The 14,169-nt window shown below is 63.3% G+C and carries 13 protein-coding genes; 8 read left to right on the top strand and 5 right to left on the bottom strand.

Annotation, left to right across the window (positions count from 1 at the left end; all coding sequences use genetic code 11):
• Nucleotides 1-255 carry a GlsB/YeaQ/YmgE family stress response membrane protein gene (locus IEV62_RS11640; protein ID WP_188447631.1) on the top strand — a complete coding sequence of 85 codons (255 nt, stop codon included), beginning with the start codon at nt 1-3 and terminating at the stop codon, nt 253-255.
• Between the two features lie 62 nt (nt 256-317).
• On the opposite strand, the gene IEV62_RS11635 is transcribed toward IEV62_RS11640, so the two are convergent.
• Nucleotides 318-1,031 (bottom strand): SIMPL domain-containing protein, encoded by a 714-nt coding sequence (locus IEV62_RS11635; RefSeq protein WP_188447629.1) that lies wholly within the window; start codon nt 1,029-1,031, stop codon nt 318-320.
• A 110-nt stretch (nt 1,032-1,141) separates the two neighbouring features.
• Nucleotides 1,142-1,402 (bottom strand): GlsB/YeaQ/YmgE family stress response membrane protein, encoded by a 261-nt coding sequence (locus tag IEV62_RS11630; protein ID WP_188447628.1) that lies wholly within the window; start codon nt 1,400-1,402, stop codon nt 1,142-1,144.
• Between the two features lie 307 nt (nt 1,403-1,709).
• Here IEV62_RS11630 and IEV62_RS11625 point away from each other — a divergent pair, with 307 nt between their 5' ends.
• The 3 genes from IEV62_RS11625 to IEV62_RS11615 all read left to right on the top strand — a co-directional run bounded on the left by IEV62_RS11625 (nt 1,710) and on the right by IEV62_RS11615 (nt 7,419).
• The gene (locus IEV62_RS11625; RefSeq protein ID WP_188447626.1) at nt 1,710-2,888 is read left to right on the top strand and encodes an efflux RND transporter periplasmic adaptor subunit; all 1,179 of its coding nucleotides are present in this window, start codon (nt 1,710-1,712) and stop codon (nt 2,886-2,888) included.
• 6 nt (nt 2,889-2,894) lie between these two features.
• A complete protein-coding gene (locus IEV62_RS11620; protein WP_188447624.1) occupies nt 2,895-6,053 on the top strand; it encodes an efflux RND transporter permease subunit in 3,159 nt (1,052 codons plus the stop codon).
• 94 nt (nt 6,054-6,147) lie between these two features.
• A complete protein-coding gene (locus IEV62_RS11615) occupies nt 6,148-7,419 on the top strand; it encodes a DUF445 domain-containing protein (RefSeq protein WP_373868587.1) in 1,272 nt (423 codons plus the stop codon).
• 14 nt (nt 7,420-7,433) lie between these two features.
• Here IEV62_RS11615 and IEV62_RS11610 read toward each other — a convergent pair whose 3' ends face one another.
• From IEV62_RS11610 to IEV62_RS11600, 3 genes are all read right to left on the bottom strand, one after another.
• Nucleotides 7,434-8,078, bottom strand: coding sequence for a carbonic anhydrase (locus IEV62_RS11610; protein ID WP_188447622.1), 645 nt, complete (start codon nt 8,076-8,078; stop codon nt 7,434-7,436).
• Nucleotides 8,075-9,655, bottom strand: coding sequence for a SulP family inorganic anion transporter (locus IEV62_RS11605; protein ID WP_188447620.1), 1,581 nt, complete (start codon nt 9,653-9,655; stop codon nt 8,075-8,077). The genes IEV62_RS11610 and IEV62_RS11605 overlap by 4 nt, the downstream gene beginning before the upstream one ends.
• A 293-nt stretch (nt 9,656-9,948) precedes the next feature.
• Nucleotides 9,949-10,620, bottom strand: coding sequence for an HAD family hydrolase (locus IEV62_RS11600; RefSeq protein ID WP_188447618.1), 672 nt, complete (start codon nt 10,618-10,620; stop codon nt 9,949-9,951).
• A 63-nt stretch (nt 10,621-10,683) separates the two neighbouring features.
• Between IEV62_RS11600 and IEV62_RS11595 the strand changes: the two genes are divergently transcribed.
• From IEV62_RS11595 to IEV62_RS11580, 4 genes are read left to right on the top strand one after another with little or no spacing between them, the layout of a single operon-like run.
• Complete coding sequence (locus IEV62_RS11595; RefSeq protein WP_188447616.1) at nt 10,684-11,781, top strand: ABC transporter permease; 1,098 nt, start codon at nt 10,684-10,686, stop codon at nt 11,779-11,781.
• On the top strand, nt 11,781-12,599 hold the full coding sequence (locus tag IEV62_RS11590) for an ABC transporter ATP-binding protein (protein WP_188447614.1): 819 nt from the start codon (nt 11,781-11,783) through the stop codon (nt 12,597-12,599). The genes IEV62_RS11595 and IEV62_RS11590 overlap by 1 nt, the downstream gene beginning before the upstream one ends.
• Complete coding sequence (locus IEV62_RS11585) at nt 12,599-13,570, top strand: MlaD family protein (RefSeq protein ID WP_188447612.1); 972 nt, start codon at nt 12,599-12,601, stop codon at nt 13,568-13,570. The genes IEV62_RS11590 and IEV62_RS11585 overlap by 1 nt, the downstream gene beginning before the upstream one ends.
• A complete protein-coding gene (locus tag IEV62_RS11580; RefSeq protein WP_188447610.1) occupies nt 13,567-14,163 on the top strand; it encodes an ABC-type transport auxiliary lipoprotein family protein in 597 nt (198 codons plus the stop codon). Before IEV62_RS11585 ends, IEV62_RS11580 begins: the two co-directional genes overlap by 4 nt.
• Nucleotides 14,164-14,169: the final 6 nt, after the last annotated feature.

The raw sequence follows: 14,169 nt of genomic DNA, 5'->3' as shown, positions 1-14,169 counted from the left end.
ATGGTCCAGCTCATTGTTTGGCTTGTTGTCGGTGGCGTGTGTGGTTGGCTCGCAAGTATGGTAATGCGTACTGACGGCCAGCAGGGTATCATTCTGAACGTTGTCGTTGGAATAATCGGCTCTGTTATCGCGTCGTTTCTTTTTGGTGCCGGTATCAACCAAGTGATCACGGTTACGACGTTCCTCTATTCACTAATCGGTGCGATCATCTTGCTGGCGATCGTCAACCTCGTCCGTCGCGGTACCGTTCGCTAACCACGCGATTATCGAACGAACACAATCGGGCCGCGGAGCACTATGCTCCGCGGCCCGTTTCGTTACTTGAGCAGGAAGCGCACCGTCAGCGTGACCGAGACGTCGGCTTCACCCGCCGCGATCTGCGTCGAATCGGCCGCCTTGGCGCGCGCCATGAACACCATTGGCGGTGGCGACCCGCCATCGTTCGATCCGTTTTCCGCGATCGAAACGATCCGCGATACGCTCAGCCCAGCCGCCTTGGCATAGAGTTCGGCGCGGGCGCGTGCGATCTTCACCGCCGACACGCGCGCTTCGTCGAGTGCGGCCTCAGGCTGATCGATCGACAAGCTCGGGCCGTCGATCTGGTTTGCGCCCTCGCCGACCAGCACATCGAGGATCGCGCCCGATTTCGCCACGTCGCGGAACCGCACCGAGACGCTGTTGCTCGCCTGATATCCGGTCACGACCGGCGGCTGTCCATCGACATAGCGATATTGCGGGCTGAGCGAGACGGTGGCGGTGCGGATATCGCGTGGCGCGACGCCAGCCTTTTTCAACGCAGCAAGCACGCGGGCCATGCGGGTGGCATTGTCCGCAAGCGCTGCCGCTGCGGTTTGGGCCTGCGTCATCACGCCGGCGCGGATCGTCGCCACGTCGGGAACGCGCGTAGTGTGCCCCTCGGCCGCGATATCGAGCAGCGTGCCGTCGGGCGCGATCATTGGCGCGGTTTGCGCCGACGCCGCGGTCGCCGCGAGAATCAGCGCGGGGGCAAGGAACAGGAAACTCGAACGCATGGCAGTCACTCCCGATTGTCAACGACCAACAGGCCGTCATGCGCGGCTCTGCCAGTGCGCACGGCAACCGGGGATGAACGGGTCGGAGAGAACGCCCGGACCGAGCGGCTTCAGCGCACCCGGCGCGAAACCACCAACCGGTACAGTGCCAGCAGGAGCACCGCGCCGCCGGTTGCCGCCGCATAATTCTGCCAGCCCCCATTCAGCGATACGCCGACCGACTGCGCGATGAACCCCGCCAGCATGGCACCGGCAATGCCGATCAGGATCGTGACGATAAAGCCGCCAGGATCCTTTCCCGGCATGATCATCTTGCCGAGCACGCCAGCCACTAGCCCGATCAAGAGCCAACCAAGAATCGAACGGTCCATTCTTCGCTCTCCCTGTCACACCCGCCAACACCGATTCGGAGGGTCGCTTCCGCCCTGCGGAAATGCAAACACTTTGTTTCGCCATCGTGACGATGTCATATCGGCAACGGTTTGCAGAAAAAGCGCGAAAACGGTCCTGTCACTGCGCTATCGCCTTGCGAACGGAAGGGAAGCGCGTCATGCGGCGCGCGGTAGCATCCGGCTACTTGAGCTCGGTGATGTATTCCTATAACACAGCAACTGGCAGGGTCGAACTCAGCTGTGGTAGGCGGGCGGAACGGAGCCCAGGGGTTGGGAAGTGGGACAGATGAACTACGAGACGCGCGCGATCGGCAATGAGGAAATTCTGGGTCTGCCCGGCGAGCGCGGCCCGCGTTGGGGTCTGATCGTCGGAATCGTCGTCGCGGTCCTCGTCATCGTCCTTGCCGCTTCGTTCCTGTTCGGTGGCAAGAAAGCCGCGCCGGCCAAGCCGGTCGAGCAATTGCCGTTGGTGTCGGTAGTGGTCCCCGGTCGCTCAAGCGTCGCGCGGACGATTACCGCGACCGGCTCGCTGGCGGCGCGGCGCGAAATGCCGGTCGGCGTTGCCGGCGAAGGCGGGATGATCACGCGCGTGCTGGTTGAGCCCGGCCAATGGGTCGCCAAGGGGCAAGTGCTGGCGCTGGTCGATCGCTCGGTCCAGAATCAGACGGCGGCATCGCTTACCGCACAAATCAACGTCGCACGCTCCGACGCGGCGATCGCGCAGGCGGAACTGGATCGATCGAAGCAATTGGTCGATCGCGGCTTCGTCTCCAAGGCCGATCTTGAGCGCAAGGCCGCGACGCGCGATGCAGCCCTCGCCCGCGTCCGCGTGGCGCAAGCGACGCTGGGCGAAGCGCGCGCCCGCACCGACCGGCTCGACATTCGCGCGCCTTCCGCCGGCCTTGTCCTGACCCGCAGCGTCGAGCCGGGGCAAGTGGTCAGTTCGGGTTCGGGCGTGCTGTTCCGCTTGGCCGAGGGCGGCCAGATGGAGCTTCGCGCGCAAGTGAGCGAGGCCGATCTGCGCGGGCTGCATGCCGGGTCGCAAGCGCAAGTGACGCCCGTCGGGGGCAGCGAAGTCTTCACCGGCGAAGTCTGGCAGGTCTCCCCCGTGATCGATCCACAAACGCGCCAAGGCATCGTGCGGATCGCCCTGTCGTACAACGTGGCGCTGCGCCCCGGCGGTTTTGCCTCGGCCGCGATCGTCGCGGGATCGACCGATGTGCCGCAACTGCCCAACGCCGCGATCCAGAGCGACGACAAGGGCAATTACGTGTACGTCGTCGGGCCGGACAATGTCATCGTGCGGCGTGGCGTCAAGGTCGGTGAAGTGTCCGATCGTGGCGTGGCGATCGCCGAGGGCCTGAACGGCACCGAAAAGGTCGTCCAATCGGCTGGCGCTTTTCTCAATGCCGGTCAAAAGGTAAAGCCGACGCTCGTTACGGCGGACGCTGGCAGCAAGAGGTAAGCGGCGATGAATTTCCGGAACATCTCGGCGTGGTCGATCCGCAACCCGGTCCCGTCGATCGTGCTCTTTGTTATGTTGACGCTGGCCGGGATCGTCAGTTTCCGCAATCTCGACGTCAACAATCAGCCCGATATCGATTTTCCGGTGGTGATCGTATCGATCAGCCAGCCGGGTGCCGCGCCGACCGAACTCGAAACCCAAGTCACCCAGCGAGTCGAGGCATCGTTGCGCTCGCTGCAGGGGATTGACGAGATCAATTCGACCGTGACCGAGGGTAATTCCTCCACCGTCGTCCAGCTCACCATCGGCACACCAATCGACCGCGCGGTCGAGGACGTCCGTTCGGCCATATCGCAAATTCGCAGCAATTTGCCCGATGGCATTCTCGAACCCCAAATCAGCCGCGCAAACACGACCGGGCAGGATCTGGCGAGCTATGCCGCAATCACCACCGACATGACGGTCGAGCAACTCAGCTGGTACATCGACAATAACGTTGCCAAGGAATTGCTGTCGGTGCCGGGCCTCGCCGGGGTCAATCGTAACGGTGGCGTAGACCGCGAGATTCGCGTCATCCTTAGCCCCGACAAGCTATCGGCATTCGGGCTGACCGCGGCGCAAGTCAACGCGCAACTCCGTCAGGTCAATCTGAATGCGGCGGGCGGTCGCGCGGAAATTGGCGGGTCCGAACAATCGGTGCGCGTGCTCGGCAATGCGCAGACCGCCTATGATTTGGGCCAAGTGCAGATCGCCGTCGGCAATGGCCGCACGATCAAGGTTGCCGATCTCGGGCGCGTGCAGGACCTCTATGCCGAACAACGCTCGGCTTCGCAGTTGAACGGCACGCAAGTGCTGAGCTTCGATTTTCAGCGTGCCAAGGGTGCGTCGGACGTGACGGTGTTCGACGAAGCCGCAAAGAAGCTGGCAGCCCTCGAAGCGCGCAACCCCAAGGTCCATTTCAAGCGCATCTCCGACAGCGTCAAATATACCAAGGCGCAATATGATTCCGCGATGGAAGCCATGGTGGAGGGCGCGGTCCTCGCTGTGATTATCGTGTTCGTATTCCTGCGTGATTGGCGTTCGACGATCATCTCGGCGCTCGCCATCCCGCTCTCGGCAATCCCGACCTTCTGGATCATGGATTTGCTCGGCTTCACGCTCAACAACATGACGCTGATGGCACTCAGCCTGGTCGCGGGCGTGCTGGTCGATGATGCGATCGTCGAAATCGAAAATATCGTGCGGCACATGCGGATGGGCAAATCGGCCTATCAGGCGTCGATCGATGCCGCCGATGAGATCGGTCTCGCGGTGCTCGCCACGACCATGGCGATCGTCGCGGTGTTCTTACCCGTAGGCCTGATGCCCGGCATTTCAGGGCAATTTTTCAAGAATTTCGGGCTGACCGTCGTCGCCTCGGTGCTGATGAGCCTCGCGGTCGCGCGTCTGATCACGCCGATGCTTGCCGCCTATTTCCTGAAGGCGCACGGCCAGGCTTCGCATGGCGAGGGCTGGGTTATGGACCGCTATATGGCGGTGCTGAAATGGACCTTGCTGCATCGCTGGTCGGCCGTCGTGGCGGGCGCGGTTGCGTTCGGGATGACGATCTTCCTGTTCATGACGATCCCGTCCACCTTCCAGCCACTACGCGATGCCGATTCGAGCACTGCGCAGATCGACATGGTGCCAGGGACGACGCTTGCGGAAACGCAAATCGTGGTCGACCGCGTCGCCGCCTTCCTGCGCAAGCAACCGCAAGTCGAGTCGGTCTATGCCCGGACCTTTGTTGGCAATGGCCGCGTCACCGCGAACTTCAAACCGAAGCGCGAACGCACGATGAAGAGCTATGATTTCGAACGCGCGCTCGCACCCGAGCTTCAGACGATTCCCGACGCCCGCGTTTCCTTCCGCTCGTCGAGCGGCTGGGGCGGCGGCGGACGCGCGCTGACCGTAACGCTCGGTAGCGATGATCCTGCACTGCTCGCCAGCACCGGTGCCACGCTGGTCCAGCAAATGTCGACCTTGCCCGATGTCGTGGCGCCGCGCATCGGCGGTGATTTGAAGCGCCCCGAGATCGTCATCACGCCACACATGAATCTCGCGGCGAGCATGGGGGTGACCACCGCGGCAATGTCGAGCGCGATCCGGCTCGCGACGCTCGGCGATATCGACCAAAATAGCGCGAAATTCTCGCTTGCCGATCGCCAGATTCCGATCCGGGTCGCGCTCGATCAGGATTCGCGCCAGCGCCTCTCGACGATCCAGAATATTCCGGTCCAGACGGCAAGTGGCGGTACGGTCCCGCTCAGCGTGGTTGCGAGCATCGGGTTCGGTGCCGGTCCGACCAAGATCGAACGCGTCGCGCAGCAGCGCCAGTTGACGATCGGCGCGGATCTCGCGCCCGGTGTCGTCAGCGGTACGGCGCAAAAGGAAATCCACACGCTGTCGATCATGAAGAATTTGCCGATCGGCGTGAAGGAATTGGTGCTTGGCGAATCCAAGTGGCAAATCGAGTTGATCCAGAACTTCATCGTCGCGCTCGTCGCGGGCATCGTCTTGCTTTTCGCGGTGCTGGTGCTGCTGTACCGCCGCTTGCTGCCGCCGTTCGTCAACGTCCTGTCGCTGCTGGTCGCGCCGCTCGGTGGGTTGATCGGGCTGTGGATCACCAACACGCCAATTTCGATGCCGGTCTATATCGGCCTGATCATGCTGCTCGGCATCGTCGCCAAGAACTCGATCCTGTTGATCGATTTCGCGCTGGAAGAGATGAATAAGGGCGTTGATAAGGTCACCGCGATCATCGACGCCGGGCATAAGCGCGCGCAGCCGATCGTGATGACGACGGTCGCCATGGTGGCGGGCATGATGCCCACCGCGCTGGCCTTGACCGGCGATGGATCGTCGCGCGTGCCGATGGGTATCACCGTGATCGGCGGGCTGATCCTGTCGACCGTGCTGACGCTGGTGATCGTGCCGGCGAGCTTCAGCCTTGCAGTCGGGATCGAGGCTCGGGTCGGTCCATTCCTGCGCCGCAATTTGCTGACCTATCGTCCCGGCGACGACCACGGTCCGCTGATCGAGGGCGGCCCGATGGCGCCCCAGATCGGGGGAAAGCCGGGGCAGATCGGCTATCACGGCGATCACGAACCGCAACCAGCCGAATGAAAGGTGAAGCCCCTCCCCTGCAGGGAAGGGGCTTTGTCGGCGGGCTCCGGGCTTTCCGCTTGAACTATCCGGGCGTTCAGGGATTGGTCGTGCGATGCGTACTTTCCGCCTGACCCGCCCGCCCCGTAGCGTCGAAGCGCCACCTGCCGGCCTGGTGCGGATGCGCTGGATCGCGGGTGGTCTGTTGGTGCTGATGGCGGCGACCTTTCTGGTCGCGCGCGCGTTCGATCACCGCTATCCCGCACTCGGTTTCGTGCGCGCCTTTGCCGAAGCGGCGATGGTCGGCGGCCTTGCCGATTGGTTCGCGGTCACCGCCTTGTTCCGCCATCCGCTCGGGCTGCCGATCCCGCATACCGCGATCATCCCGCGCAACAAGGATCGCATCGGCACCACGCTCGCCGCTTTCCTGCGCGACAATTTCCTGATCCCCGGCGTGGTTGCACGGCGGATGCGCCGCGTCGACATGGCGGGGGCGGCCGGGCGCTGGCTGGCCAACCCGCCGGGCGGGGACGGACGGTTGCGACGTGGTGCGGCGAGCCTCGCCGCGCACATGCTCGAGGCGTTCGATCAGCAACGGCTTGGCGGGATGGTTAAGGCCGGGATTGGTCAGCGGTTGCGCGCGCTCGACGTGTCGCCGCTGCTGGGGCAAGCGCTGACTGCGGCGATCGCCGAGGACCGGCACATGCCGCTGCTCGATGGGATCGTGCGGTGGGGCGCGCGGCTGCTCGCGTCGAACGAAGACCTGATCCGCGCGATGGTGCACGAACGCGCCGGAGCGATGATGCGCTGGACCGGGCTAGACGAGACACTCGCCACCAAGATTATCGACGGGTTGAACGGCATGCTCACCGGCATTGCCGAGGACCCCGACCACCCGCTTCGTGCCAAGGCGGAAGAAGGACTAGCGGCGCTTGCCCACGATCTCGTCAACGATCCGCGCATGCGCGAGCGCGTTGCCGGAGTGAAGGGCGAGATCATCGACAATCCCGCGATGCAGCGCTGGCTCGACGGGCTGTGGGAGCAGGCGCGCAGCGGGATGCTGCGGATCGCGCGCGATCCTGATGCGATGCTGGCGGGGCCGGTTGGCGACGCGCTGCGCCAGTTGGGCGCTACGCTGCAGACCGATCCCAAGCTCCGCGCGACGATCAACCGCTTCGTGCGCCGCGCCGTCGTCGGCATGGCGGCGGATTATGGCGACGGCATCGTGCGACTGGTGTCGGAGACGATCCACGGCTGGGATGCGAACACGATCACGCGCCGCCTGGAAAATGCCGTCGGGCGCGACCTGCAATATATTCGCATCAACGGCACGCTGGTCGGCGGGCTGGTCGGGCTGGCGCTCCACACAATAGACGTGGCGCTGTAAGCCCGACCGATCGATCAACTCGCGAGCAGCACCTTGTCGGGGCGGCCGACTTGATCGAGCGCCGTCGTCGCATCGATTTCGAGCAGCGGTTTGATGTGCCCGTCGCGAATGTCATAGACCCAGCCGTGCAGAAACACTTCCTGCTGCTGTGCCCAGGCGGCCTGAATCAACTGCGTGCGGGCGAGCTTCACGAGCTGATCGCGGACATTGACCTCGACGAGGCGATTAACCCGCGTCTCGTCATCGACCTGACCGCGCACCTCATCCTCATGCGCGTGCAGCACGCCGCGCGCATTCGCCAGCCAACTGTCGACCGGCCCGTGCGTGCCGCCCGACAGCGTCGCCTGCAAGCCGCCGCAGGCATAATGACCGCACACGATGATGTGGCGGATTTTCAACACCTCGGTGGCATATTGCAGCACCGACATCAGGTTGAGATCGTCTTCATTGACGAGATTGGCGACGTTGCGATGGATGAACATGCCGCCCGGCGGCGTCATCGTCATTTGTTCGGGGCTGACGCGACTGTCGGAACAGCCGATCCACAGGAAATCGGGCTTTTGCCCCGCGATCTGGCGCGGGAAGAAGTCGGGATTCTCCTCGGTCAGTTCGCTCGCCCAAGCTTTGTTGGCGAGCAGCAGCTGCTTATAATGTCTCATGCGAAGCGAACCCCATAGGATGGCGCGTTGATCATCGGTGCGGTCCGGTCGGCAATGTCGCCGCGGACATGGACCTCGATGTTGCGGAAGGCGGCGCCCTTGATGAAGGCGTTGATGATATCGACATTGTCGAGATCGACATAATTGGTCGATGACAGATCGATCACCAGCACCGCCCCGTCGGGCACTTTGTTGAGCTCTTGCTGCAGCTCATATTTATGGATGAAGTAGAGGTTACGGCGCGCGCGCAGCAGGCAATCCTCGCCATCCACCGCGAAGGTAATCGCCGAGCGGAAATTGCGCGCGACGACGAACACGAAGCCGACCGTCAGACCAATCACGATCCCGATCAGCAGATCGGTGAACAGGATCGCCGCGACTGTGACAATGAACGGGATGAACTGCGTGAAACCCTGGCGAAAGCGTTCGATGAACAGCGCCGGGCTGGCGAGCTTGTATCCGGTGTGGATCAGCACGGTCGCCAGCGCCGAGAGCGGGATCAAATTGAGCACCACCGGGATCAGCGCGACCGACACCAGCAGCCAGACCCCGTGCAGAACCGCGGATGCCTTGGTTTCCGCGCCCGCCATGACGTTTGCCGAAGTTCGCACGATGACCGAGGTGACCGGCAACCCGCCGATCATCCCCGAAACGATGTTGCCGCTGCCTTGGGCCAGCAATTCCCAATTCTTGTCGGTCGAACGCCGGCGCGGATCGAGTTCGTCGGCCGCCTTGACGCTCAGCAGCGATTCGAGGCTGGCGACGATCGCCAGCGTGGCGGCGGTGATCCACAGCGCGGCCGAACCGATGTGCGAGAAATCGGGCAAGGTGAACAGGCCGACGAAACCGTCGAAACCCTCGGCGACCGGCACCTGGACCAGATGCTTGGATCCGAGCGCCCACTCGGGGATGAGCGCCGCGAACAGCGCGTTGCCCGCTACGCCCAGGACGACGACGACGAGCGGCCCGGGCAGCAGCTTGAACGGGCCCTGCTTGGGCTTAACCTTGTCCCACACGAACAGGAACACGAGGCAAGTGATGCCGATGATCGCGGCACCGGGCGTCAGCCGATCCAGCAGCCCGTCCCACAGCGACGACAGCGTGTTGCCGCCATCGGCTTCGATGAACTTTTCGCTGCCTTCGAATTCCTTTTCATAGCCGAAGGCGAAGGGAACCTGTTTCAGGATCAGGATCATGCCGATCGCCGCCAACATGCCGGTGATCACCGACGAAGGTACGAATTCGCTGAGAATGCCGGCGCGCGAAATCGAGAAGGCGATCTGGATCACGCCGGCCAGCACGACGGCTGCCAGAAACACCTGATAGCTCGGCAAGGATTGAATCGCGTCGAACACGATCACCGTCAGCCCGGCGGCGGGTCCGCTGACCGACAGCGGGGACCGCGAAAGCAGACCGACGACGATGCCGCCGACGATTCCCGCGATCACGCCCGAGAACAGCGGCGCGCCCGATGCGAGGGCAACACCCAGGCACAGCGGCAACGCGACCAGCGCCACGACGATGGACGAGGGCACATCGGCCCGCCATCCCGCGAACATTGAAAAAGGTTTAGTCATTATACTCCAAAATCATCGAACACGCACCGGCGCGATATAAGGTCTGAAGGCGTATATGGAGTTGAGGTACTGCGCGCGTAACCCCACAAAATATTACAAAGTATTGCCGATATTATTACGATATCGAAACGATTTTTTACGACGAATCAAGCGTATCTGACCACTGTATTTTAGGTGGTTGCTTGTAATATTGGGATTTGTCGATGAATTATTGATTAGATTTTGTTCCCGACTTTACCGAAAATCGGACAGACTTGATCCTTCTGAGGCTACACACCCCTGGAGCCCGCAGGTCAGCGATCCCAGTCAACGACCGGCCAGCCGCGTGCCGCGGCCAGCACGCGCAGCGGCCCGTGCGCATTTACGGCAACCCCGACATCCGCCCATTCCAGCGTCGGCGCGTCGGAGACATGGTCCGAATAGAAGCGGATTGTCGCCGCGCCCCGCGCAATCCCCTCCCCTGCCAGCCACGCCTCGATCAGCCGCAATTTGGCCGGGCCGTAGCAATTCTCACCTGCGATCCTCGCGCGGATCATGCCGCGGTCGCGCACGACATCGGTCGCGATGACTGCGTCGAAACCAAGCCGCGCGGCAATCGCGCCGGCATAAAAGCCATATGACGCCGTCGCGAGCACGATCCGGTATCCGGCGGCGCGATCCGCCGCAATCTGCGTGCGGGCACCGCGATAGACGCCCGAGGCCACGATTCGATCGGCAAAACGCGTCGCCGCCTGTGCCGCCGCCGCATCGGGCAAGGCCGAACCGAGCAACAGGCGGTGCGTCACCTCCTTCAATCGAGCCCGCCCGACCAGCCCGCAGCCATAGCCAAGCGTTGCGAGCCCGGCGAGCGGCAGTAAGGCCAATCGCCACGGTGCGCGCGCCCACGCGGTGCGCACAAGGAACGAAGTCCAAGTCGGCGCGTATGTGATCGTCTTGTCCAGATCATAGACAGCTAGGTGGTGCATCGCAGCATCCTAACCCGCTGGACGCTTGCCGATCCAGCCCGTTTGAAGCACAGAAGACGACAGATGACCGAAATGGCCACCTTCTCGACCGACCGCGACACGGTGCGCTTCACCGGCAGCCTGTCCCTTGCGAAGATCGGCGATCTTCCCGAACGCTTGCGCGCGTTCGATGGGACGATCACGCGCGTCGATCTCAGCGAGATCGAACGAATCGACACGGTCGGCGCATGGTTGATTCACCGTTTCGCCGCCGAGCATGATGCCGCGGTGGTCGGCCTCGATACCGATGGGGAACATTTGCTGGCGCAAGTCGCAAGTGCCGATCAACCCGTGGCGATGCGCCCGGCACATGTCGGCAGCTTCATCCGCGTCGTCGGCGAAATCGGCGCGGCGGTCGAGCAGACCGGACGGACCCTCTACGGTCTGCTAGGTTTCCTCGGTGCGACGCTCATCGCGTTCTGGCATGTCGCGACGCACCCCAAGCGCTTTCGCTTCAACGCCGTGGTGCAGCGCTTCGAAGTGGTCGGGGTCAGCGCGCTCGCCATCGTCGGCCTGATGAGTTTCCTGATCGGCATCGTCATCGCGCAGCAAGGCGCGGTGCAGCTCCGCCAATTCGGCGCGGAATTCCTGACGATCAACTTGGTCGGGCGCATCACGCTGCGCGAACTCGGCGTGCTGATGACCGCAATCATGGTCGCCGGGCGCTCCGGTTCGGCCTTCGCGGCGCAGATCGGCACGATGAAGCTGACCGAGGAAATCGATGCGATGCGCACGATCGGTGTGTCGCCGATGGAGGCACTGGTCCTGCCGCGCGTGCTGGCATCGGTCATCATGATGCCCCTACTCGGCATGTATGCATCGCTCTGGGCTATTTTCGGTGGCGGTCTGCTGTGCTGGATCACGCTCGACATCCCGCCCGTGACCTTCATTCAGCGACTGCGCGAGGTGGTGCCGATCACCGATCTTTACGTCGGCCTGGTCAAGGCGCCGGTGTTCGGCCTGATCATTGCGGTGGCGGGCTGTTTCCAGGGCATGCTGGTCGAAGGCGACGCCGAACAGGTCGGCACGCGCACGACAGCAGCGGTGGTGCAGGCGATTTTCCTCGTCATCGTGCTCGATGCATTCTTCGCCGTCTTCTTTACCTCGATCGGTTGGGTCTGATGCGCAGCAACACCCAGGACGACGAACCCGTCATCGTCGTGCGCGGCCTGAAGAGCGCGTTCGGCGAGCAGGTTGTGCATGACGGCCTAGACCTGTCGGTGCGCCGTGGCGAGATTTTCGGCGTGGTTGGTGGGTCGGGCACCGGAAAATCGGTGCTGATGCGATCGATCATCGGGCTGCAAGTGCCGGTCGAGGGCGAAGTCGAAGTGTTCGGCCAGCCAACGATCGGTCGCGAGGAAATCGAACTGACCGACCTGACCAAGCGCTGGGGCGTGTTGTTCCAGGGCGGCGCCCTGTTCTCGACGCTGACCGTCGCCGAAAACGTGCAAGTGCCGATTCGCGAATTCTATCCCAATCTCGACGGGGCGTTGCTCGATGAGATTGCAGCCTACAAAGTCGTGATGTCGGGCTTGCCCGCCGATGCCGGACCGAAATTTCCGGCCGAGCTGTCGGGTGGCATGAAGAAGCGCGCGGGGCTGGCCCGCGCGCTCGCGCTCGATCCCGAATTGCTGTTTCTCGACGAACCGACGGCGGGGCTAGACCCGATCGGCGCGGCGGCGTTCGACGAGCTCACCAAGTCGCTGCAAAAGACACTCGGGCTGACGGTGTTCCTGATCACCCACGATCTCGATACGCTCTACGCGATTTGCGACCGCGTCGCGGTACTGGCGGACAAGAAGGTGATCGCGGTCGGGACGATCGACGAGTTGCTCGCGCTGGACCATCCGTGGATCCAGGAATATTTCAAGGGGCCACGCGGCCGCGCCGCGATCGCCACGGTCGAGCGCAACGACCACGCGCCAGAAGGGGCTAAGTAATGGAAACCCGTTCGAACCATGTGCTGGTCGGCACGGTCGTGCTGATCCTGCTCGCGGTGATGCTGTTGTTCCTGGTGTGGATCGCGCGCTGGGGCACCGCGACCGACAAGGAATATGACATCTTCTTCAAACAATCGGTCGATGGCCTTGCCACCGGCTCGGCAGTTGCCTTCTCCGGCGTGCCGACCGGACAGGTGAAGGAAATCAAGCTGTGGAAGCCTGATCCCTCGTTGGTGCGCGTGCGGATTGCAGTCAACGCCGACACGCCGATCCTGGTTGGCACGACCGCGACGCTGCAGGGCAGCTTTACCGGCACCAGCACGGTGCAGCTCGACGGCGCGATCAAGGGCGCACCGCCAATCGCGTGCCCGGCGGTCAACCCGCTGGCCGATTGCCCCAATGGCGTGCCGACGATCCCGACCAAGGCGGGTGGACTCGGTGCCTTACTGAGTTCGGCGCCGCAATTGCTCGAGCGGATCTCGACGCTGACCGAGAAGTTGTCCGATTTGCTGAACGACAAGAACCAGAAATCAATCACCGGGATTCTCGCCAATACCGATCGCCTGACCAAGGCGCTGGCGGATCGTGGGCCGGATATCGCGGCGACGATCGCCGAGACCAAGGGCGCGATCCAGAAGGCGGGGGCGGCCGCCGAGGAGTTCAGCAAGCTCGCCAAGACGACCAACGGCTTGCTCGAATCCGACGGTCGCCCGCTCCTCGCCAATCTCAACAAGACGATCGCCAGCGCGCAAAAGAGTCTCGCGACGATCGATGCAGCAGTCAGCGACGCACGGCCGGGGCTGCAGGCCTTCTCCAAGCAGACGATCCCCGAGGTCGGCCAGCTCGTTCATGATCTGCGGCAAATGTCGCAGGCGCTGACCTCGGTCGCCGAAAAGCTCGACCGCGGCGGCGCGACATCGCTGATCGGCCAGCCGAAATTGCCCGATTACAAGCCCGGAAAGGGACAGTGACCATGATCCGATCAAGAACCCTGCTGGCGATCGCCGCGTTCGTGCCGCTGGCCGGCTGCATCAGCTTCGGGGCTAAGCCGCCGCCGTCGCTGCTGTCGCTCAACTCCGCGCTCAGCGTCCCCGCCGGACAAACGCAATCCTCGGCAACTGCCCCCACGATCACCATCCTGGTGCCCGGTGCCGCACAAGCGATTGCGGGAACGCGCGTGCCGGTGCAGGCCAGCCAGACCTCGATCGCCTATGTCGCGAACGCGCAATGGGTCGAGCCGCCCAACCGCATGTTCGTGCGGCTGCTGATCGACACCGTTCCCGCCAAGACCGGGCGGATCGTGCTCAGCAGCGCGCAGTCCTTTTCCGATCCGGGCGCGGTGTTGTCAGGCGAGTTGCGCAGTTTCGGGATCGATGCGGGCACGAACGAAGCCGTCGTCACGTTCGACGGATCATTGATCCGCACCAGCGGCAAGGTGGTCGAGAAGCGCCGCTTCGAAGCGCGCGTCCCCGTCAGCGCGATTGCGGCGGGTCCGGTCGGCATCGCGCTCAACCAGGCCGCCAATACCGTGGCGGGCGAGGTGGCGGACTGGGTGGGAAAGTAGATCGCG

The sequence above is a fragment of the Sphingomonas psychrolutea genome, assembly GCF_014636175.1.
Lineage (GTDB): Bacteria > Pseudomonadota > Alphaproteobacteria > Sphingomonadales > Sphingomonadaceae > Sphingomonas > Sphingomonas psychrolutea.
This window is presented reverse-complemented; position numbering and strand designations above follow the sequence as displayed.

Coding starts and splice junctions, on each gene's coding strand:
- IEV62_RS11640 (WP_188447631.1), top strand. CDS start 1: ATGGTCCAGCTCATTGTTTGGCTTGTTGTCGGTGGCGTGTGTGGTTGG.
- IEV62_RS11635 (WP_188447629.1), bottom strand. CDS start 1,031: ATGCGTTCGAGTTTCCTGTTCCTTGCCCCCGCGCTGATTCTCGCGGCG.
- IEV62_RS11630 (WP_188447628.1), bottom strand. CDS start 1,402: ATGGACCGTTCGATTCTTGGTTGGCTCTTGATCGGGCTAGTGGCTGGC.
- IEV62_RS11625 (WP_188447626.1), top strand. CDS start 1,710: ATGAACTACGAGACGCGCGCGATCGGCAATGAGGAAATTCTGGGTCTG.
- IEV62_RS11620 (WP_188447624.1), top strand. CDS start 2,895: ATGAATTTCCGGAACATCTCGGCGTGGTCGATCCGCAACCCGGTCCCG.
- IEV62_RS11615 (WP_373868587.1), top strand. CDS start 6,148: ATGCGTACTTTCCGCCTGACCCGCCCGCCCCGTAGCGTCGAAGCGCCA.
- IEV62_RS11610 (WP_188447622.1), bottom strand. CDS start 8,078: ATGAGACATTATAAGCAGCTGCTGCTCGCCAACAAAGCTTGGGCGAGC.
- IEV62_RS11605 (WP_188447620.1), bottom strand. CDS start 9,655: ATGACTAAACCTTTTTCAATGTTCGCGGGATGGCGGGCCGATGTGCCC.
- IEV62_RS11600 (WP_188447618.1), bottom strand. CDS start 10,620: ATGCACCACCTAGCTGTCTATGATCTGGACAAGACGATCACATACGCG.
- IEV62_RS11595 (WP_188447616.1), top strand. CDS start 10,684: ATGACCGAAATGGCCACCTTCTCGACCGACCGCGACACGGTGCGCTTC.
- IEV62_RS11590 (WP_188447614.1), top strand. CDS start 11,781: ATGCGCAGCAACACCCAGGACGACGAACCCGTCATCGTCGTGCGCGGC.
- IEV62_RS11585 (WP_188447612.1), top strand. CDS start 12,599: ATGGAAACCCGTTCGAACCATGTGCTGGTCGGCACGGTCGTGCTGATC.